We start from the raw sequence: 20,785 nt of genomic DNA, 5'->3' as shown, positions 1-20,785 counted from the left end.
GTTTATCGTTCTGTTAAGTAAAGATAAAATTTAAGAGATACCTAAAACCAAGATGATCCATGTTGAATTGTAGTTTTAATAAAAAATCCTAAATATACTATTGACACTATAAACTTTAACATTGTAGATGCCACAAAACCTAAAAAGGAGCCAAAAGCAGCTTTCAATGCATTCTTTGAATCTGATTTATTAATTAACTCGCCTACCAATGCTCCTATGAATGGCCATATAATAATTCCAAATAACCCAAAAATAGGCACAAACAATGCAACTACAAGACCAATTGTAGTACCAATCATTCCCGCCTTACTTCCTCCAAAACGTTTTGTGCCTGCTATTGGAATGGTGTAATCAAGTACAGAAACAATTATAACTACTGCTAATGTAATTCCCAAAAACCACCAATTCGTAGCCACAGTATCTGTGAGGTATAACAACAATAATCCCACCCAACTGATAGGAGGGCCAGGTAATGCCGGAAGTATACTTCCTAAAACCCCTAGTACCACACAAAGAAAACCCATAATAACCAGTACTATATCCATAATGCAACTGTTTACAACGAAACTACAAAAGATTTTATCTATTTCAGTTACCCCTTACATTTAATTAACAACCTCTCATAAATTTTGAGTCGTTAATAACTCATCAAAACTCTGCTTTAGCACCCTAAAAATTATCTGTAATTTTAACGCTAATATTCCAAAATCACAAAGACTTAATATTCAATACCCTATGTACCTGATTTTCGACACAGAAACCACCGGATTACCCAAGCGTTGGGATGCACCCATTAGCGATGTGGATAACTGGCCACGTGCTGTCCAAATAGCCTGGCAATTACACGACGCTACCGGAAAACTTATCGAACATCAGGACTATCTTATAAAACCTGAAGGATTCAATATTCCCTATGATGCTGAAAAAGTTCATGGTATTTCCACGGAGTTAGCTAAAGAAGAAGGAATCACTAATAGTGAGGTCCTCCATCTATTCAAAGAAGCTTTATCAAAAGCAACTTATGTAGTAGGCCAAAATGTTAGCTTTGATATCAACATAATGGGAGCCGAATTATACAGAGCAGGAATAGAAACTACTCTAGAAAACCTACCTATTTTAGATACATGTACTGAACTCACTGCTGAACTTTGTAAAATTCCAGGTGGACGAGGTGGACGTTTTAAACTACCTACACTTACTGAACTTCATGAATTTCTTTTCCAACAACCTTTTGCAGAGGCGCACAATGCCACTGCTGATGTTGAAGCAACTACTCGATGCTTTTTTGAGCTTTTGAGAATAGGGGAAGGATTTACTACCGATCAACTTCCTAGTGAATACCTTGAAACCTTCCAACAGGCCAATAATAGCCAAATTCAGCTTATTGGATTAAAACACATTAATCTAAAAGCAGCTTCAGAAAAAATACGCGAACGACTATTAGCTGAAAAAACAGACAATAGACTTTCAAAGGAAGAAATTAACCAAAACATAAAAGAACTTGCACAGGTAAATTTTGCACACCTTCATAATCATTCACAATTCTCTGTTTTACAATCTACAGCGAGTGTACAAGATCTAATAAAAGCTGCGGTTCAAAACAAAATGCCTGCTGTAGCATTAACAGACATGGCTAACATGATGGGTGCCTTTCAATTCGTAAGCAGTATCGGTTATCACAATAAAGCAGCTAAAGCCAAGAATGAAGCAGCCATAGCAGAAGGACTACCTCCCGAAGAGGTTATACTAACACCAATAGTTGGTTGTGAATATTACATCTGTGAAGATCATACTGACAAAACACGAAAGGACAATGGGTACCAAGTAGTTTTCTTAGCTAAAAACAAAAATGGTTATCATAATCTAGCTAAGATGGCTTCCATTGCCTATACCCAAGGATTCTATTATGTTCCTAGAATTGACAAGCAGGTAGTTGCCCAATATAAGGAAGACATAATGGTGCTAACAGGGAATCTCTATGGAGAGATTCCAAGTAAAGTCCTAAATATAGGTGAAACTCAGGCAGAAGAGGCATTGCTTTGGTGGAAAGAGCAATTTGGTGATGATCTATACATAGAAATCATGCGCCATAATCAAGAAGATGAAAATCGCGTCAATCAGGTTCTTATAGACTTTTCTCGTAAGCACAATGTGAAATTAGTAGCTACTAATAACACCTACTACATTAAGAAAGAAGATGCTAATGCTCATGATATTTTATTATGTGTAAAAGATGGTGAAAAACAATCCACTCCTATTGGACGTGGTAGAGGTTATCGTTTCGGAATGCCTAATCAGGAGTATTACTTTAAGAGTGGTAATGAAATGAAAACGCTATTCAAAGATTTACCTGAAGCCATCATGAACATTCAGGATATCATTGATAAAATAACGCCCTATGAATTAGCTCGTGAAGTACTCCTTCCAAAGTTTGATATTCCAGAAGAGTTTCAAGTGAATGAAGATAATCAAGACGGTGGTAAAAGAGGTGAAAATAAATACTTAAGACATCTCACATATGAAGGTGCAAAAAAAAGATATGCCGAAATAACAGTTGAAATTGAAGAACGTCTTGATTTCGAGCTCCAGGTTATTGAAAACACTGGATACCCTGGATACTTCCTAATTGTACAGGATTTTATTGCTGCAGCCCGAGAAATGGGCGTTTCAGTTGGTCCAGGACGTGGATCAGCAGCTGGGTCTGCAGTTGCCTATTGCCTAGGAATAACCAACATTGATCCAATTAAATACGATCTCCTATTTGAGCGATTTTTGAATCCTGACCGAGTAAGCATGCCCGATATTGATATAGATTTTGACGATGAAGGGCGAGCTTTAGTTATGGATTATGTTATCAATAAATATGGAGCTAATCAAGTAGCACAGATTATTACTTACGGTAAAATGGCCACAAAGTCTGCCATACGAGATACTGCTCGTGTTCTTGACCTTCCTCTAGGAGATGCAGACCGAATTGCTAAGTTGATACCCGGCATGATGCCGTCTAAATGGAACCTAGCCCGATTTTTATCAGAAAATGATGATGAAATAAAAAAGGCTCTAAAATCATCCGATGAATTTGAACGAGTTAAAGAACTAATTGACATTGCTCAAGAAAACTCTCTTGCAGGAGAGACAATTCAACAAGCAAAAATATTAGAAGGCTCGCTTAGAAACACAGGAATACATGCTTGTGGTGTTATTATTACTCCAGATGATATAACCAACTTTGTTCCAGTAACAACAGCCAAAGACTCCGACCTCTATGTCACACAATTCGACAATGCCGTTGCAGAGAGCGCAGGCTTGCTGAAAATGGACTTCCTAGGGCTCAAAACCCTTACCCTTATTAAAGATACAGTTAAGTTAGTTAAATACCGACACAACATAACTCTTGACCCAGAACAATTCCCTATTGATGACGTAAAAACATACGAACTATTCCAACGAGGAGAAACAGTTGGTATCTTCCAATACGAATCTCCTGGAATGCAAAAATACATGAAGGAGCTAAAGCCTACCGTTTTTGGCGATCTAATTGCTATGAACGCCTTATATCGCCCTGGCCCTTTGGAGTATATCCCAAGTTTTGTTCGTCGTAAAAATGGAGAAGAAGCTATAGAATATGACCTGCCTGCAATGGAAGAATACTTAGCAGAAACCTATGGAATTACTGTATACCAAGAGCAGGTGATGTTGTTATCACAAAAACTAGCAGGATTTTCTAAGGGTGATGCAGACGTATTACGTAAGGCAATGGGAAAAAAGCTTATAGATGTCCTTGAAAAAATGAAATCTAAGTTTATTGAAGGAGCCGTAAAAAAAGGACATCCTGAAGATAAACTTGAAAAAATATGGAAGGACTGGACTGCTTTTGCGCAATATGCTTTCAACAAATCACACTCAACTTGTTATGCATGGATTGCATATCAAACAGCCTACCTAAAAGCACATTATCCTGCAGAGTATATGGCTGCTGTACTTTCCAACAATATGAATGATATCAAACAAGTTTCTTTCTTTTTAGAAGAATGTAAACGAATGGGCTTAGAGGTATTAGGTCCTGATGTTAACGAATCGTTTCATAAATTCACAGTAAATAAAGACAATGCAATTCGCTTTGGAATGGGGGCCATTAAAGGTGTAGGAAAAGGTGCTGTAGACACTATTGTAGAAAATAGAAAGACTAGTCCATACAGATCTGTGTTTGATATGGCCAAACGTATTGATCTAAGATCAGCAAACAAAAAAGCCTTCGAAAACATAGCACTTGCGGGTGGTTTTGACTCTTTTGAAGACACACATAGAGCACAGTATTTCCATGATGAAGGCGATGGTATCACCTTTCTAGAAAAAGCTTTAAGATATGGTGCCAAGATGCAGGAAAATGAGAATTCTGCCCAAGTGAGTCTTTTTGGAGAAATGAGTGAGGTACAAATTCCAGAACCTGTCGTACCTCCTTGCGATACTTGGGGCACTATGGAAAAGTTAAAACGCGAAAAAGAGGTTGTTGGTATATATATATCAGGACATCCTTTGGATGATTTCAAGACCGAAATAAAATACTTTTGTAATGCCTCACTTTCAGACCTGCGAGAACTTACACGATTAGTAAACAGAGAAGTATCAATAGCTGGAGTAATAACCGATATACAACATCGCACTTCTAAAAATGGAAAAGGTTGGGCCGCATTCACTGTGGAAGACTACAATGATTCTTATGAGTTTAGACTGTTTAATGAGGATTACCTTAAATTCAGACACTTCCTTCTAATTAATTCATTCATCTACCTTAGATTATATGTGCGTGAAGGTTTTATCAAAAAGGAGACGGGCGAACGTAGTGAACCACGTTTACAGTATAATACAATGATGCAACTGCAAGATGTAATGCAACAATTTGCCAAAAAAATCACCATACATCTCAATGTCGAAGATATTAAGCCAAACAAAATTGATGTTCTTAAACAAGCAGTAAGAGACCATGGCGGAGAACACCAGCTTTATTTTTCGGTTTACAAGCTAGATGAAGATGTAAAATTGACTATGCAAAGCAGAAAGCTAAAAGTAAATATCAATTCAGATTTAATTGATATATTGCGTAGTCAAGATTTTATTTTCAAACTAAATTAACGGTCTTACACCTCACTTATAGCAATATAACAAAAACTAATCGTACTGCTGTGGAGAGGCCGAAATAAATATGTAAATTTGCGAGATAATCGTTATAAAAGAAAACAGTAATAACCTTAAAAGACAATACTATGGCTCTGGAGATAACCGATGCTACTTTCGAAGAAGTAGTTTTAAAAAGTGACAAACCTGTATTAGTAGATTTTTGGGCTGCTTGGTGTGGTCCTTGCCGTATGGTAGGTCCAGTAATTGACCAAATAAGTGAAGAATACCAAGGAAAAGCAGTTATTGGAAAGGTAGATGTCGATGCACATCAAGAATTTGCGGCCAAATATGGAGTTCGTAACATCCCTACAGTATTGGTATTCCAAAATGGAGAGGTCGTAGGTAGACAAGTAGGTGTAGCACCTAAAAATACCTACACTGAAGCATTGGACGCTTTGTTGTAAGAACAGCCTTTATGATAATTTAAAAAGGTTTGGCAGCTTGCCAAACCTTTTTTATTTTTATAGACCTACCCAATTATTTATTAACTCATGAACCTTCAACAAGAACTTCATAATATAAGCACCATAAACCATCTGGAACTTCTAGCTAAGAAAGTAGTAGAAGGTTTTATAAGCGGAATGCATAAGAGCCCATTTCATGGTTTTTCATCTGAGTTTTCGGAACACAAAATTTACAATTCTGGGGAAAGCACCAAGCATATTGATTGGAAATTATTTGCGAGGACTGATAAACTATACACCAAAAGGTACGAGGAAGAAACGAATATGCGTTGTCATATCATACTGGACAATTCATCTTCCATGTATTACCCTTTAAAACAACCCAATAACATAAACAACCTTTCTAAGATTGGTTTTTCCGCATTTAGCGCAGCAGCACTAATGCAGTTACTAAAAAAACAAAGGGATGCAATTGGCATGAGCGTTTATGCTGAAACATATGAATTTTATGCTCCAGAAAAAGGAAGTGAGCGTCATCACCACATGCTCTTAAATAAATTGGAAAGCATTATTAATGCCTCTCCTCCTCAACAGCAACATACACATACCTACACCTTTCTGCATCAAATAGCTGAAAACTTACACCGTCGTAGTTTAGTTATCCTTTTTACAGATATGTTACAGACAGAAACAGAAGAAAACAAACTATTTGAAGCTTTAAGACACCTTACTTACAATAAGCACGAAGTCGTCCTTTTTCATGTTTTAGACCATACAACTGAAGTGAATTTTAATTTTGATAATCGTCCAAAGAGATTTATTGATCTCGAAACCGATGAATATGTAAATATTTTTGCAGGAAACGTGCAACAAAACTACACCGAACAAATAAAAGCTTACTTGGATACCATTCGAATGAAATGCCTTCAATACAAAATAAAGTATGTAACTGCTGATATCACAAAAGATATTGAAAAAATTTTACTCACCTATTTAATTGAAAGGCAAAAGTTTAAATAATCCACATAAAAAATAAGTAATATTTTATTTAAAAATATTTGCCAAATTAAAAAACGAGCGTATATTTGCAACCGCAATAAAGCACTGGTTTGGTAGTTCAGTTGGTTAGAATACCTGCCTGTCACGCAGGGGGTCGCGGGTTCGAGTCCCGTCCAGACCGCAAAAAGCTCATCGAAAGATGGGCTTTTTCGTTTTTATTAGGTTTGGCATTTATTCAAGAAATAAAGGGATCACTTTTCAACACCATCAGTAGCGTTGAATCCTTTTATTTTCAGGAATATTAACAATGCCAGCTCCATCAACACACCATTTACCTCCAACACTCCGAACACTAATGGTTAATTTAAACTCGGGCCATTCAATTCCCTTAACTACGACGTACATTCCATCAGTTTGAGCGATTTCAAAACTACTTGGAAAATCTTGAGCATCCACTACAGGATCAAAGCCTAGCCCAGTTTCAGGAGATTCCTTTTCTGCTTCGTCTAAAATTCTTCTTAATTCAGATTTAAATGAATCAGTAATATCTTTTCGACTTCCTATCCAATCGATTAATCTTGTTTCTGAATCCATATCATTAGAATACCTAGCATAATCACTAATAAATCGAAGGGCTACCTCGTATTCAGGCTGCGCTTTTGATTTGGCAGGAACGGCATTGGTCTTTTTACCATTTGTCTGGGCACAAGCAATAACTAAAACCAAAAGGAGTAATACTGTGATTCTCATAGTCATTTTATTAAAGAATAATTACCGATATCAACACCACTAGATTTATCTTCTATTTTCATTTATTGAAAATGAATTATTCCATATGAGTAATAACTGATGGTATACAACCCATACATCCAAGCCAATAGACATCAAATAACTTCTATGTCTAAGATACACAAAATGTAAAAATGACCTGTAATTATTCCATTTATAACCGTATTTAAGTTGTAGTCTAATCAAATCCGAACCTTTTACCTTCAATTAAAAAAAAAGATTTAAAACATTTTTTCCCCTCAGAATTAAATTCCTATGCAAAAGGATAACATCCATTTCAAAACAGTCTTAGACTTATTTTCATATTTTATCGTTTTAAGAAAATAATAAAACTACCTTCATAGAAGGAGCCAACCTTTAAAAGCTAAATGGGGTAACAAGAAATTACAGGATAGAAAAGACTACCGAGTTCATTTTTCAATTAAAAGACAACTCATTGATTAAAAATCTTTTAATTGATTAAATGGTTTTATATATTAGCTATTCGTGTCTCATTAACAATATCCTATATTCCTCTTGTAATCTAGTTTAGCTCCAATTAATATGCGAAAAAAAAAGACTCACTATTGTTTTATTTTATTTTTAATTGCTTTCAGCTCTCTTTTATCCGCTCAACAACCAATTCCAGAATCATCAATTTATATTCAAGATAGTCTACTCATACCTACTAGAAGCGGAATTGATATTTCAGCTATAATCGTACGAAAAAAGACTAATTTAAAACCACTCCCAGCGATTCTTTTTTACACTACCTACCATCAAGGACCAAACGATTCCAATTTTGCTAAAGCAAGTGCAGATAGAGATTATGTAGGAATTGTTGCGTACGCAAGAGGTATTAAAACCGATCTAAAGTACTATACCCCCTATGAAAACGAAAGCACTGACATTTATGACATTCTTGATTATATAAGTAAACAGCCTTGGTGTAATGGATCTATAGGCATGTACGGTGGTAGTTATACAGGATTCTCACAATGGGCAACTGTTAAAAAAATTCATCCTGCCCTAAAAACAATTGTTCCACAGGTTGCAGTTATGCCAGGATTTGACACTCCTATGGAAAACAACGTTCAACTTAATCTAAGCCTATATTGGCCACATCATAGCATTTATAAAATGCCCCCTATTAAAAGAAGTCTGCCTTTTGAGTGGTATGATGATGGAGTAGCTTTTAACAGAATGGATAGCATGGCAGGATATACTAATTTAATTTTTCAAAAATGGATAAATCACACAACCTATGACTCCTATTGGAAGTCTATGGTTCCAACTCAAGAAGAATATAAAAATATAAATATCCCTATTCTAACTACCACAGGTTACTACGATGATTCTCAATTAGGAGCACTTCAATATTTTAAATTACATACTAAACACAATCCAAAAGCCAACCACTATGTTGTAATTGGGCCTTATGATCATTGGGGAGGACAACGGAAAGCGGCAGAAAACTTAAAAGATTATCAAATTGATAGTATTGCACATTTAAATATGATGACTCTTGCATACGAATGGCTCGACTTCATCTTAAAAGGAAAACCAAAACCTGCTCTACTAAAAGATAAAGTTAACTATCAGGTAATGGGGACTAATTCATGGAAACACGCATCATCTCTGTCCCAAATAAACAATGACACATTGTTATTTTACCTGGATCAAAGAAAACTCTCCACTCAAAAACCGAAAACTAAAAAATATGAAAAACAAACAGTAGATTTTAAAGACAGAGAAAGCCAAAATAATTACTATACCCCAAAAATCATTTTTGATTCTTTGGTCATTAGTAATGGGGTAACCTATATATCAGAACCATTACAAAAAGATTTTGAAATTACTGGCTCATTTACCGGAAATCTAACAACCACCATAAACAAAAAGGATATGGATATTTCTTTGGCTCTATATGAACTAATGCCAGATGGAAATTATTTTTTTCTTACACGTTATCTAGGTCGGGCAAGTTACACTCAAGACAACAGTCAAAGAAGCTTATTGCATCCAAATAAAAAAAATACATTACCAATTAAAAATACCAGGTTTGTAAGTAAAAAAATAACTAAAGGCAGCAGACTAATTATTTTATTGAACATTAATAAACATCCATTTGAGATTATTAATTACGGTTCTGGGAAACCCGTTCCAACAGAAACTATAAAGGATGCTGGGGATCCTTTAGAGATCAAATGGCACAATGAGAGTTTTATTAAAATTCCAATTTGGACAGACTAGTTTTAAAGTAAAAGAAATGAATTCTAAAAAAACTGTAAACTCCAAAATCACCCTTAAAGAAGCCATGGCTATTGGAATTGGTGGAATGGTAGGTGGAGGCATTTTCGCGGTTTTAGGTCTAGCTGTCTCGATTGCCAAAGGAGGAACACCAGTGTCATTTCTATTAGCAGGAATTCTAGCTCTTATTACTTCATATAGCTATGTTAAACTTTCAAAAAAATACCCTGACCGAGGAGGTACGGTAAAGTTTATTAATAAAGGTTTCGGAAAATCAGTCTTTAGTGGATCTATTAATAACCTACTTTGGATAAGCTATATTATCATGTTATCCTTATATGCTTCAGCATTTGGCTCGTACGCCCCAAATCTATTACAAATCACCCATAGTAGACTAATTGATTCTCACATATACGCCAACGCTATCATAATTCTTGCCACAGCTATAAACTACTATAGCATAAAAGTCGTTGGGAAAATTGAATCTTATGCAGTTGTAATAAAGCTAATTATCCTTATAGGATTTATTACAATAGGTGCATATGGACTAAAAGACACCAACAATTTAGTTCAATTAACTATTTCCAATTGGGAAACACCTATACATATTTTAGCTGGTGGTATGGTCATTTTTGTAGCATATGAAGGGTTTGAACTTATTGCCAATGCAGCCCCTGATATTGACAATCCCGAAAGGAATCTGCCTAAAGCTTATTACTATTCCGTAATCTTTGTAATAGTACTATATATTATTATCACCATAGTAACTATTGGATTATTGCCTTTCAAAACTATTACTATTGCTCAGGATTATGTACTAGCAGAGGCTGCCAAACCAACCCTCGGAAATACCGGTTTTACTATTATCACTATCGCAGCATTAATCTCTACTTTTTCAGCAATTAATGCGTCTCTATATGGTGGAAGCAGAGTAAATTTCGAAATTGCCGAGGATGATGAATTACCTCATCATTTTCTTGCCCAATTTTGGAACCAACCTATAGGATTATTAATCACAGCCATCTCAACATTGATTTTAGTAAATACTTTGAAATTGGAAAGTATTTCTACCGCCGGGAGTATTGGATTTTTAATCATTTTTGGAATTGTGAATTATGTAGGGTACAAACTATCTAATAAGATCGACGCGAACAAATTAATTCCTCTAATTGGGATTGTATTATCAACCATAGCTTTATTAATTTTAGTAAATCAACAATACAAATCCAATTTTTTAGGAGTCTTGATTTCCATAAGTATAATTCTAGCTTGTTTTCTTATAGAATGGATATATAAAAAATCAAAACATTAAATTTTCCCCTACTTATAATTGAATTTTTTAACCTTCTAAAAACACAACCTACACAAATACATTCATAGAATTTCAAATCTACGATTCGACCTAATTGAACCATTTATACCTATTTCCCGAACTCTACAGATTAACACAAACCTGTCGTGGAGATGATGGTCAAATACAACCTCCTCCACCTCCACCAAATAATGGAGGTAATTAAAAATAGTTTTACATTAGTGCCATTACAATATATTCAGATAAAAAAACCATTACCATAAAATATGCGGATAATGGAAAAGGAACAACCTTAGACCTTAAAAAAAAGAAGGGTGGTCTTAACAATGTGGAAAACCGTATAAAAGATATTAATGGGAATGTTACTTTTGAAACTCGTCCCGGAAAAGGATTTAAATCAATAATTAATTTCCCTGTCTAACTATGTTCAAAAAAATTTTAATTGCTGAAGATTTAGATATCTCTTCACTGGGAATAGAAGCCAAATTAAAGGAAAAATTTGATGTTGAAATAGCGCATACTAAATATTGCGATGAAGCCTATCTAAAACTTAAAAAAGCAATTCAGGATAACATCCCTTTTGACCTTTTAATTTCAGACCTATCTTTTAAAAATGATCATAGAGAAGAAAAAATCACCTCTGGAGATCAATTAATAAAAACTATTAAAAAGGAGCAGCCAGAGCTTACAACAATTCTGTTTTCAGTAGAAGACCGAATTTTTAAAATACGCCAATTCTTTGACGAATTAGACATCAATGCATATGTCCACAAAAGCCGCAACAGCCTCAATGAGCTCATTGAGGCAATCAATACTATTACGCAAGGAGAAAAATATGTATCTCCGTCCCTTTCGACTGCACTAAGCCATAAAACAATTCTTGAAATTGACAGTTATGACATAGAACTTGTTCGACAACTTTCCCTAGGATTATCCCAGGATGAAATTTCGATACACTTTAAAGAACAAGACATTAGTCCATATAGTCTGAGTAGTATTGAAAAAAGAATAAACAAATTAAAAATATACTTCAAGGCCAAAAATACAGTCCATTTAGTGTCCATGACAAAAGATTTAGGACTTATCTAATTTTTTTCGATCAGTAATAGTTGAAAAAGTTATAATACCGCAACAAAAAATAAATAACTGTTGCATTTGTAAAAATTTACATTATATTTGCAAGCCTGTTTTGTAAGGAGCTGCCTATAAACAGGAGGGCTAACCACTATAAATTTGTGGTTCAACAAAAGATAATGTATTTTAAAAATAAATTGGCCTAAGAGTCAAAACGCAAAATTAGCTCCGGAAAGAGGGGCTTTTTTTGGCAATAAAGATTAGTTGTGTTGTTTTGTGTAAACTATTGGTTTACACAGGTTTAGTAGTTAAACCAATGAAAAGCTTTCCTTATTTGGAAGGCTTTTTTATTTTTTGACCGACTTCGTAGAATTTAAACAAAAAAACGTAATTTTAAAGTTCATCATTTCACTCATGAAAAGTCGAAAAAATCAATACACCAAAAATCATCTTCAAAAAAGAAATAGCTCACCAGTATGCTATGCGGAAAGCGACGAATTAAGAAAAGAATTCCGAATTGAACTAACTAAAGAATATCAATCTTTAACGCCAAACTTACAAGAATCCAAATAAAAAAGCCTTGCAGTTGCAAGGCTTTGTACCTGGGGTGGGAATCGAACCCACACTCCGAGGAACACGAGTTTGAGTCGTGCGCGTCTACCAATTCCGCCACCCAGGCAAGATGACTTCTGTTAATGATGGGTGCAAATGTAATTATTTTTTTGAGATACTAACCAAAAAAACAAACAAAAAAATCTAGTCAGGTTCGAATAAATTTCTAAATTTGCACCTCAATTTACACAACACACTAATAACAAACTACTAAACAACATTTTAAGAATGGCTTATACAGTGCCGGAACCAAAAATTTTCGCTTGTTCGGCAAGCACAGAATTAGCAGAAAAAATTGCTAAAGCATTTGGATCAGAATTAGGCAAGGTACATTTTTCTAGATTCAGTGACGGAGAATTTCAACCTTCGTTTGAAGAATCAGTGCGCGGAGCACGTGTATTCATCATTGGCTCTACGCATCCAAGTTCTGAGAATTTAATGGAAATGCTTTTAATGCTAGACGCCGCAAAAAGGGCTTCTGCAAGACACATTACGGCTGTTATGCCTTATTTTGGTTGGGCTCGTCAGGATAGAAAAGACAAACCTCGAGTGCCCATAGCCGCAAAATTAGTTGCCAACCTTCTGGAAACAGCCGGAGCAACACGAATCATAACTATGGATTTGCACGCTGACCAAATCCAAGGATTCTTCGAAAGACCGGTAGATCATTTATTTGCCTCTACAGTCTTTCTACCTTATTTAAGAAGTCTAAACTTGGAGAATTTAAGCATTGCTTCTCCAGACATGGGAGGTTCAAAAAGAGCCTATGCATATTCTAAATTTCTAAGTAGTGACGTCGTAATATGTTACAAACAGCGTAAAAAAGCCAATGTTATTGAATATATGGAGCTTATTGGCGAAGTAGAAGGAAAAAATGTGGTATTGGTGGATGACATGGTAGATACCGCTGGCACTCTAACCAAAGCAGCTGATCTTATGATGGAGCGTGGAGCTCTTAGTGTTCGAGCCATTATCACCCATCCAATCTTGAGTGGAGACGCATACGATCGAATTGAAAAATCGCAATTAACAGAATTAATTGTAACAGATTCAATCCCTCTTAAGCAACAAAGCGATAAGATAAAAGTACTTAGCTGCGCAGATTTATTTGCAGATGTAATGCATAGAGTTCATCACAATACATCTATAAGTTCTAAGTTTTTAATGTAAATTTTTTAATTTTTATTTATATACAATGAAGTCAATTACTATCAAAGGATCTCAAAGAGAAAGCGTGGGCAAGTCCTCGACTAAAGCCTTACGTAATGCTGGAAAGGTTCCTTGCGTACTTTACGGAGGAGACACACCAATTCACTTTTCAGCTGACGAACTAGCCTTTTCTAAATTGGTTTACACTCCCGATGTACATACGGCAGTGATTGACCTAGAAGGTGGACAAACATTTAGTGCTATCTTACAGGACATTCAGTTTCACCCTGTAAATGACAGCATCATGCACATCGATTTTTACCAACTTCATGATGACAAAGAAGTAACCGTAGAAGTACCTGTAAAAGTAACCGGAAATTCTCCTGGAGTTATGGCTGGTGGTGTATTGCGTTTGAACAATCGTAAGCTTAAAGTAAAAGCATTACCATCTAATCTACCGGATTACATCTATGCTGATATCTCTGGCATGGAAATGGGTAACAAGAAGTATATTACTGCAATTGCACAAGAAAACTTCAAAATTATGCACCCTGACAACACTGTAGTATGTCAAGTGAGAATTTCACGTGCTGCTATGAAGGCTGCTCAAGAAGCTGCTAAAGCTGAAAAGGCTGCTAAAGGAGGTAAGAAAAAATAATTTTCATAAAATTACCATTTCAACATCCCGCCTCTAAGCGGGATGTTTTTTATTTTTACCAAAAACTATAGGTGAAATTTCTAATATCATTTTTAAAACGTTCATCCTCAATAGAGACCACTAACCATGCTATGAAGAAGTTTTTAATTATAGGATTAGGCAATATAGGCACTGAATACGAAAATACCCGCCACAACATTGGTTTTAAGGTTGTTGAGTATTTAGCATCTAGGAACGATGCAACTTTTGAAACGCAAAAATTGGGAGCAATCGCTACGATAAAACACAAAGGACGTAGTTTTATTCTATTGAAACCCTCAACCTATATGAACTTAAGTGGCAAAGCTGTGAAGTACTGGATGGAAAAGGAAAATATTCCATTAGAAAATATCATGGTAATTACCGATGATCTTAATCTTCCATTCGGGAGTATTCGTATTAAAACCAAAGGAAGTGATGGAGGCCATAACGGTCTTAAAGACATTCAACAACAATTAGGAACCACCCAATACAATCGATTCCGTTTTGGCATAAGTAATGAATTCTCAAAAGGAAGACAGGTAGACTATGTTTTAGGTGATTGGAATACCGAAGAAGAACAAAAGTTACCAGAACGACTTCAAAAATGTAGTGAAGCTATTTTGTCCTTTGGATTAGCCGGCATTAACACAACTATGAATACTTTTAATGGAAAATAATACGCTATTTAACGCAGAAGCTTATCTACTTCCAACAATAATAAAAATTCATGTGAGCCACGAGTAGCAACCAATAAATTACGTTGTAAAGCATTTTCATATCCATATCCCAACCGGATACCATCAAACACCTGAGCCAATATCAAAGCACCAAAAGAGTTGCTACTACGATAAACCAATCCTGCTTCAAAATTTCCCATATAACGTAGTGCCGCAGTCACATCTAACAGCAAATCTGCACCCTCAACATTTCTCAGCATTATAGATGGGCGAAGTGTTAAATCCGAACTAATATCAACATCATATCCCCCACTCAGATACACATGTATCCTATCTGCCACTGTTGTTGCACGTCCTTCGACTAAATCTGATTTCTTGGAATCTAACAAACGAGGAGCAGACAAAGAAATGTAGAAGTCCTTATGAGTTAAATACATTCCAACTCCTACATTAGGTCTAAATTCACCAGATATTGATTGCAAATAAGGATCTGAAGGCTGTGGAACATCGATTCTGGATGCGTCTAATGAATAAATACGACCTCCTGCTTTGATTCCTAAAAACAGAGTAGCATCAACGGAAATTGGTAATGCATATGAAACATCTACATACATAGTCGTCTGCTGCTCCACAAACACCTTATCATTGATAGCAGACAAACCTAGACCTATACGTTTTCCCACTGGAGCAGATAATAGAAAGGTTTGATATCGTGGCGCATCTTCTACTCCTTGCCATTGAAAACGAAAATCAGTTGCCACCTCCCATGCCTTATGAGCACCTGCCACTGCTGGGTTTAAGGAATTCAAAGTATACCTATAAAACAAATTATAGGGTTGTTGCTGAGCATAGCTATACGCAAACCCAAGTATAAACAGCGTTAAAATACGGACATTTAACTTACTTTTCATCCCTTAATAATTAATAAACAACCATCCTTTATACACATCACTTCCATTACCAAAAATATCTAGAACATAATAATATGATCCTTGAGGAACCTTATTTCCTCCATTTCGATGAAAACCATTCCAATCATTTTGATAATTTACACTATTAAAAACCTCCTGTCCCCATCGATTATACACTTTTAATATACTTTTAGTATACAATTCAATATTAGCTATAAACCACACATCATTTATAGAGTCTCCATTTGGTGTAAAACCATTTGAAATTACTACTGCATCAACACATGCATCTCCAATACCATCATTATCATTATCCCTTTGATCTGGATTAAATACATACGGACAATTATCGTAAACATCGGGCACTCCATCATTGTCATCATCTGAATCACATTGATCACCTAAACCATCTCCATCCGTATCAAATTGTTCTGGGTTATAGACATCAGGGCAATTATCATTTTGATCCAAAACCCCATCATTATCATCGTCTAAATCACATGCATCACCAAAGCCATCTCCATCTGTATCGAACTGATCAGGATTATACACATCAGGACAATTGTCTTCAACACTTTCAATCATATCCATATCTGGATCATAATCACATGCATTACCTATTCCATCATTATTGATATCTGCCTGATCTGGATTTGAGGTATAAGGACAGTTGTCATCTACATCCAAAATGCCATCCCCATCAGAATCCAACTGAAATGGACCTTCAACACAAAAAGCAATTTCAAAAGACTTAAGAATTCCTTTGTCCTCTTCATAAGCATCAATTACACGTAACTTCCAAGTTCCTTGAGTCGAAGTCCCATATAACGATGATAAATCCTCTTGAGGAATGTAATTTCCAGAAAATGGGGCAACACCATTTGTAATAGAAATAGAGGCCTCTTGGTCAAAAATTGTTTGGTTATAATTATCTCCACTATTACCATTGAAAAGAGAAAGAGGTATGGAACTCCCGTTGGGTGTAATTAAATAAATACCCAAATCTTCAACCCATGTGTGGTTAATAGATACTTTAATATCAATATCAGCAATAATAGCATCCTCAGCTACATACAGCTCCATTTCATAAGGAGTATTAATGTCATCCATTGAAATAGCGACATCAGTTGATTTAAAATCTCCACAATCTAATACTACAGTAGTAAAATCAGCTTCACTTAAAGCACTCTCCCCACAGTCATTAATTGCCTTTACCCGCCAATAATAAGTAGCATTTGGCATTAGTAGATCAGACTTATAAAAATTACTCTCAACAATTGTAGTTTCCAAAATCTCTAAAAATAGAGGATCCGATGCTAATGTTATTTCATAATTATCTGCATTCGCATCAGCTTCCCATCTAAGGAAGGAAGAAAGGGAAACACTATTTGCACCATTAACAGGATATTCGATGGCCGGCGCAGTGACAGATGAATTCCGTATCTTTAAAACGACTTGTTCATATCGTTTAATTCCACTAACCAAAGAAACCGCTTCTATTGTAAACGGATAATCCCCAGCTAAGACCGTACTCAAGTTTTCAATTATTAGCTGAAAGCCTCCATCCACATTTACCATAGAGGGATTAAAACCCACTGAAGCTTCTAATGGAACCCCAGAGATACTAAATTCAACTTCTTCTGAAAAGCCATTAAAAGCTTTATACTCAAAATTAAAAACAGCTTGAGAAGTCTGTGGCACACAAACCACAATTTCCTCTTCAAGAGCACTTATTGTATACTCTGAAATCTCTATTTGGATATTTCCTCCATTTACAGCATAGAATACATTATCATATCCCTTCACCATGATTCTAGCAGTCGATGTCTCCACATCGCTAGGAATTATTATTGTAGCCATTCCAGAGTTAGGATGTTTTAAGGCCAAAGGCTCAACAAATGTAACGCCTCCATCTATGGAAAGGTAAATATCTACCCACTCCGCTCCTATTAATCCCTGATCAGTGCCGGCAACATCCCAATAAACCAGTTGTGGAGTACCCGCAATCCATGATTCAGCAGAAGCCTGAGAAGTTACTTTAAATGGTCCAGCACTCGCATCTACATTTATTCGCATCTTATCATAATTCGATTGAGGTGTTTGTCCTGAAGAAGTATTAGAACGATCTCTAACAGTTAGCACCCAATTAAGAGTCCTAGAAACATTTGAAACAGTTTCCCATATACTTTCTTTCTCAATTAAATTATCTGAAAGTTGTCCTTGAAGTACATAATCAAGTCTAGGAATATACCGATCTGATGATAGCGAAGGAGGCAGCGACCTAGCCATCGCACCTGTTAGCAAATTTGGCCCAAAGTTTTGATAGTTTACTACTCCGTTATCTATCTGCTCCCAGGCATAAGTAAGTAGATCTCCGTCAATATCATAAGCACTTCCTTGAAGCACATAAGCAGTACCTGCTGGAATTACATAATCTTTTCCCGCATCAACTATTGGAGGATTATTAATAATAGCGGTGCCCATCCAACAATTTTTAGTTTGCAAATTTGTTAAAATCTGATAGATACTTTGGTAATGAAAATATGGATCACTATGGTCTTTTAAATCATTGGAACCTGTAATACCGGCATACCCCATAATAGTTGTTCCACTACCAGGTTCAACTTGCATTCCTGTTAATTCATCTTGAAAAGAAAATGTATGATTTGCTCCCATCTGATGACCAATTTCATGAGAAACAAAGTCTATATCAAAAAAATCAGTTAAAAAAGTGGTCCCGTTTTCAGCTTCAAATGTATGAGAAGACCAACCTTGTCCCTTTTGTCCATCAACACAGACACACCCTATACATCCAGCAAAACCATCATTATTTCCTTTATGAAAAAGGTGCCCTATGTCATAGTTACTTTCTCCTAGTTCAGTTGTCAAGGTGCTTTGTAATTGAGAGGGAAAATTAGTGGTTGTTGTGAAGGGATCCGTTGAAGGATTTGGGAAAACAATTGAAGTACCTGAGACCAATTGAAAGGAGACAGCCATATCTGTTTCATAAACCTCATTCATCCTATGAATAGTTGCTACAATCCTACCTAAGGCGTCCTCCTGATTGGTTCCATTGCTGTCATCATTATCTCCCCAAAATTGAGTATACTCACCCGTAGCTGCGATTGCGATCCTAAAGGTCCTTAGTACCTTATCATTTGCTCGAGATATCTTACTTTTTATGTATACCTGATCAATTGACTTCCCAAATTTATCAGGAGTTAAACATTCAAAATTAGGAGTACTTTCAATAGCAGATCTACTATACAACACATACTGATTAGACTTAAGGTCAATGGCCTGAATAAACACAGGATCCATTTCAGGTTGGGTTATCATAACCGTTACGCCTTGAGCAGTAATACTAAACCTAAGTCGCATTCCACTGCCATTGGAACTAACACCAATATAGGTCTTGATCGTTGGATACTTTACTGATAAGGCTGGTGAGAGGGTTTGAGTTTCATAAATTAAAAAACTTTGTGGAGCCATCCCTATCACAGGGAAAACCATTGAAAATCCCTTCACACTTTTACCATGTTGAGGCACCCTTGATAAAGCATCATAAAATGCTGCTTTATTTAATGTATAAAAGCGGTAATTGGCTTGTTCGCCGGAAAACTGTCGAGCATACAAACGCTCCTTTTCATTCCCATCCTTTTGTTCACGCCAAAAGCTTTGCTGACTATACAGCACTATTGACAAAAAAAACATGGAAATTGAAAAAACATACCGTAAGTTTGTTTTCATATTGTAAACGTTTGTTTGCTGTCACTTAAAACAAATGTACCTTTTTTACGGCAGCTACAAAATTCATAATCAGTGAAAAAAATTACAGACATCCAGACATTTGTCCCCGAAGCTTGCTCAGTTGTAACAATTGGCACTTTTGACGGAGTACATGTAGGCCATAGAAAAATAATTGACCGTATTGTAACAGCGGCAAAAACCCATCAATATCGCTCAACCATCTTTACTTTTTTTCCTCATCCAAGGATGGTACTACAACAAGATAATAGTTTAAAACTCATCAATACTTTGGAGGAAAAAATTCAAATCCTAGAATCCTATGGAATTGATCAATTAGTTATTCATCCATTTGACAAAGCTTTTTCTAGATTAACTGCTGAAGAATTTGTATCAGAAATGCTGGTAGAAAAACTTCATGCCAAAAAAATAATCATTGGTTACGACCATCGTTTTGGACGAAATAGGACTGCCACCATCGATGATTTAATTGACTTTGGAAAACAGTATCATTTTGATGTTGAACAAATTCCTGCTAAAGAGATAGATGAAGTCTCAGTAAGTTCAACCAAAATCAGGCAGGCTCTTCTCCAAGGCGACATCACAACAGCCAATGTTTATTTAGGCTATGAATTTATGCTTACAGGTACGGTAGTAAAAGGAAAAGGACTTGGGAGGCAATTGGACTTTCCGACCGCAAACATTCATATTCAAGAAAATTATAAATTAATTCCCAAAATAGGAGTTTATATTGTACATGCTATACTATATGAAAAGCAGGTATACGGATTGATGAATATAGGTTTTAATCCAACAGTAAACGGAACTGAAAAAACTATTGAGGTCTACTTCCTTGATTTTGATGCTGACTTATACAATCAAAAAATTCAAGTACGTATTATTGATCGCATTAGGGATGAAGAAAAATTCGATTCTATTGAAACCTTAAAATCACACATGCAAAAGGATTTATCTCGATCGTTACCTATTATTGCCAAGCACCAAATCAGCAAAAACAAATAAAT

General features: G+C 35.7%; 15 protein-coding genes and 2 tRNA genes. 12 read left to right on the top strand and 5 right to left on the bottom strand.

Annotated features, from left to right (window positions below):
• Positions 1 to 41 precede the first annotated feature (41 nt).
• Positions 42 to 545 (bottom strand): DUF456 domain-containing protein, encoded by a 504-nt coding sequence (locus PT603_RS12465; protein WP_008237411.1) that lies wholly within the window; start codon positions 543 to 545, stop codon positions 42 to 44.
• A gap of 190 nt (positions 546 to 735) precedes the next feature.
• Between PT603_RS12465 and dnaE the strand changes: the two genes are divergently transcribed.
• The 4 genes from dnaE (at position 736) to PT603_RS12445 (ending at position 6,762) form a co-directional block, all read left to right on the top strand.
• Complete coding sequence (gene dnaE, locus PT603_RS12460; RefSeq protein WP_008237408.1) at positions 736 to 5,133, top strand: DNA polymerase III subunit alpha; 4,398 nt, start codon at positions 736 to 738, stop codon at positions 5,131 to 5,133.
• Between the two features lie 131 nt (positions 5,134 to 5,264).
• Entirely contained in the window at positions 5,265 to 5,582 is a 318-nt protein-coding gene (gene trxA / locus PT603_RS12455; protein WP_008237406.1) for a thioredoxin, read from the top strand.
• 87 nt (positions 5,583 to 5,669) lie between these two features.
• Positions 5,670 to 6,602 carry a DUF58 domain-containing protein gene (locus PT603_RS12450; RefSeq protein ID WP_008237405.1) on the top strand — a complete coding sequence of 311 codons (933 nt, stop codon included), beginning with the start codon at positions 5,670 to 5,672 and terminating at the stop codon, positions 6,600 to 6,602.
• Positions 6,603 to 6,688: 86 nt separating this feature from the next.
• Positions 6,689 to 6,762 (top strand) — tRNA-Asp (locus PT603_RS12445).
• Positions 6,763 to 6,848: 86 nt separating this feature from the next.
• Here the strand turns inward: PT603_RS12445 and PT603_RS12440 are convergent.
• Positions 6,849 to 7,331 carry a hypothetical protein gene (locus PT603_RS12440; RefSeq protein ID WP_008237404.1) on the bottom strand — a complete coding sequence of 161 codons (483 nt, stop codon included), beginning with the start codon at positions 7,329 to 7,331 and terminating at the stop codon, positions 6,849 to 6,851.
• A 582-nt stretch (positions 7,332 to 7,913) separates the two neighbouring features.
• On the opposite strand from PT603_RS12440, the gene PT603_RS12435 reads away from it, so the two are divergent.
• The 4 genes from PT603_RS12435 (at position 7,914) to PT603_RS12420 (ending at position 12,558) form a co-directional block, all read left to right on the top strand.
• Positions 7,914 to 9,602: a CocE/NonD family hydrolase gene (locus tag PT603_RS12435; RefSeq protein ID WP_008237403.1), complete on the top strand. Its 1,689-nt coding sequence runs from the start codon at positions 7,914 to 7,916 to the stop codon at positions 9,600 to 9,602.
• A 16-nt stretch (positions 9,603 to 9,618) separates the two neighbouring features.
• A complete protein-coding gene (locus PT603_RS12430) occupies positions 9,619 to 10,911 on the top strand; it encodes an APC family permease (RefSeq protein ID WP_040488591.1) in 1,293 nt (430 codons plus the stop codon).
• Positions 10,912 to 11,334: 423 nt separating this feature from the next.
• Complete coding sequence (locus tag PT603_RS12425) at positions 11,335 to 12,000, top strand: response regulator transcription factor (RefSeq protein ID WP_008237401.1); 666 nt, start codon at positions 11,335 to 11,337, stop codon at positions 11,998 to 12,000.
• Between the two features lie 399 nt (positions 12,001 to 12,399).
• Positions 12,400 to 12,558, top strand: coding sequence for a hypothetical protein (locus PT603_RS12420; RefSeq protein WP_155805519.1), 159 nt, complete (start codon positions 12,400 to 12,402; stop codon positions 12,556 to 12,558).
• 26 nt (positions 12,559 to 12,584) lie between these two features.
• Here the strand turns inward: PT603_RS12420 and PT603_RS12415 are convergent.
• A tRNA-Leu gene (locus tag PT603_RS12415) sits at positions 12,585 to 12,664 on the bottom strand.
• A gap of 161 nt (positions 12,665 to 12,825) precedes the next feature.
• Between PT603_RS12415 and PT603_RS12410 the strand changes: the two genes are divergently transcribed.
• From PT603_RS12410 to pth, 3 genes are all read left to right on the top strand, one after another.
• The gene (locus tag PT603_RS12410) at positions 12,826 to 13,767 is read left to right on the top strand and encodes a ribose-phosphate pyrophosphokinase (protein WP_008237400.1); all 942 of its coding nucleotides are present in this window, start codon (positions 12,826 to 12,828) and stop codon (positions 13,765 to 13,767) included.
• Positions 13,768 to 13,792: 25 nt separating this feature from the next.
• Complete coding sequence (locus tag PT603_RS12405) at positions 13,793 to 14,404, top strand: 50S ribosomal protein L25/general stress protein Ctc (RefSeq protein WP_008237398.1); 612 nt, start codon at positions 13,793 to 13,795, stop codon at positions 14,402 to 14,404.
• Positions 14,405 to 14,535: 131 nt separating this feature from the next.
• Complete coding sequence (pth, locus tag PT603_RS12400) at positions 14,536 to 15,102, top strand: aminoacyl-tRNA hydrolase (RefSeq protein ID WP_008237396.1); 567 nt, start codon at positions 14,536 to 14,538, stop codon at positions 15,100 to 15,102.
• Positions 15,103 to 15,110: 8 nt separating this feature from the next.
• On the opposite strand, the gene PT603_RS12395 is transcribed toward pth, so the two are convergent.
• Both PT603_RS12395 and PT603_RS12390 read right to left on the bottom strand, forming a co-directional pair.
• Positions 15,111 to 16,013 (bottom strand): PorP/SprF family type IX secretion system membrane protein, encoded by a 903-nt coding sequence (locus PT603_RS12395; RefSeq protein ID WP_008237394.1) that lies wholly within the window; start codon positions 16,011 to 16,013, stop codon positions 15,111 to 15,113.
• Positions 16,014 to 16,016: 3 nt separating this feature from the next.
• Positions 16,017 to 19,763 carry a reprolysin-like metallopeptidase gene (locus PT603_RS12390; protein WP_008237391.1) on the bottom strand — a complete coding sequence of 1,249 codons (3,747 nt, stop codon included), beginning with the start codon at positions 19,761 to 19,763 and terminating at the stop codon, positions 16,017 to 16,019.
• A 72-nt stretch (positions 19,764 to 19,835) separates the two neighbouring features.
• Between PT603_RS12390 and PT603_RS12385 the strand changes: the two genes are divergently transcribed.
• Complete coding sequence (locus PT603_RS12385; protein WP_008237389.1) at positions 19,836 to 20,783, top strand: bifunctional riboflavin kinase/FAD synthetase; 948 nt, start codon at positions 19,836 to 19,838, stop codon at positions 20,781 to 20,783.
• The last annotated feature ends 2 nt before the right edge of the window (positions 20,784 to 20,785 follow it).

This window comes from Imtechella halotolerans (genome assembly GCF_028743515.2).
GTDB lineage: Bacteria > Bacteroidota > Bacteroidia > Flavobacteriales > Flavobacteriaceae > Imtechella > Imtechella halotolerans.
The sequence above is the reverse complement of the archived record's forward strand: the minus strand, read 5'-3'. Positions and strand labels throughout refer to the sequence as shown.

Coding starts and splice junctions, on each gene's coding strand:
- PT603_RS12465 (WP_008237411.1), bottom strand. CDS start 545: ATGGATATAGTACTGGTTATTATGGGTTTTCTTTGTGTGGTACTAGGG.
- dnaE (WP_008237408.1), top strand. CDS start 736: ATGTACCTGATTTTCGACACAGAAACCACCGGATTACCCAAGCGTTGG.
- trxA (WP_008237406.1), top strand. CDS start 5,265: ATGGCTCTGGAGATAACCGATGCTACTTTCGAAGAAGTAGTTTTAAAA.
- PT603_RS12450 (WP_008237405.1), top strand. CDS start 5,670: ATGAACCTTCAACAAGAACTTCATAATATAAGCACCATAAACCATCTG.
- PT603_RS12440 (WP_008237404.1), bottom strand. CDS start 7,331: ATGAGAATCACAGTATTACTCCTTTTGGTTTTAGTTATTGCTTGTGCC.
- PT603_RS12435 (WP_008237403.1), top strand. CDS start 7,914: ATGCGAAAAAAAAAGACTCACTATTGTTTTATTTTATTTTTAATTGCT.
- PT603_RS12430 (WP_040488591.1), top strand. CDS start 9,619: ATGAATTCTAAAAAAACTGTAAACTCCAAAATCACCCTTAAAGAAGCC.
- PT603_RS12425 (WP_008237401.1), top strand. CDS start 11,335: ATGTTCAAAAAAATTTTAATTGCTGAAGATTTAGATATCTCTTCACTG.
- PT603_RS12420 (WP_155805519.1), top strand. CDS start 12,400: ATGAAAAGTCGAAAAAATCAATACACCAAAAATCATCTTCAAAAAAGA.
- PT603_RS12410 (WP_008237400.1), top strand. CDS start 12,826: ATGGCTTATACAGTGCCGGAACCAAAAATTTTCGCTTGTTCGGCAAGC.
- PT603_RS12405 (WP_008237398.1), top strand. CDS start 13,793: ATGAAGTCAATTACTATCAAAGGATCTCAAAGAGAAAGCGTGGGCAAG.
- pth (WP_008237396.1), top strand. CDS start 14,536: ATGAAGAAGTTTTTAATTATAGGATTAGGCAATATAGGCACTGAATAC.
- PT603_RS12395 (WP_008237394.1), bottom strand. CDS start 16,013: ATGAAAAGTAAGTTAAATGTCCGTATTTTAACGCTGTTTATACTTGGG.
- PT603_RS12390 (WP_008237391.1), bottom strand. CDS start 19,763: ATGAAAACAAACTTACGGTATGTTTTTTCAATTTCCATGTTTTTTTTG.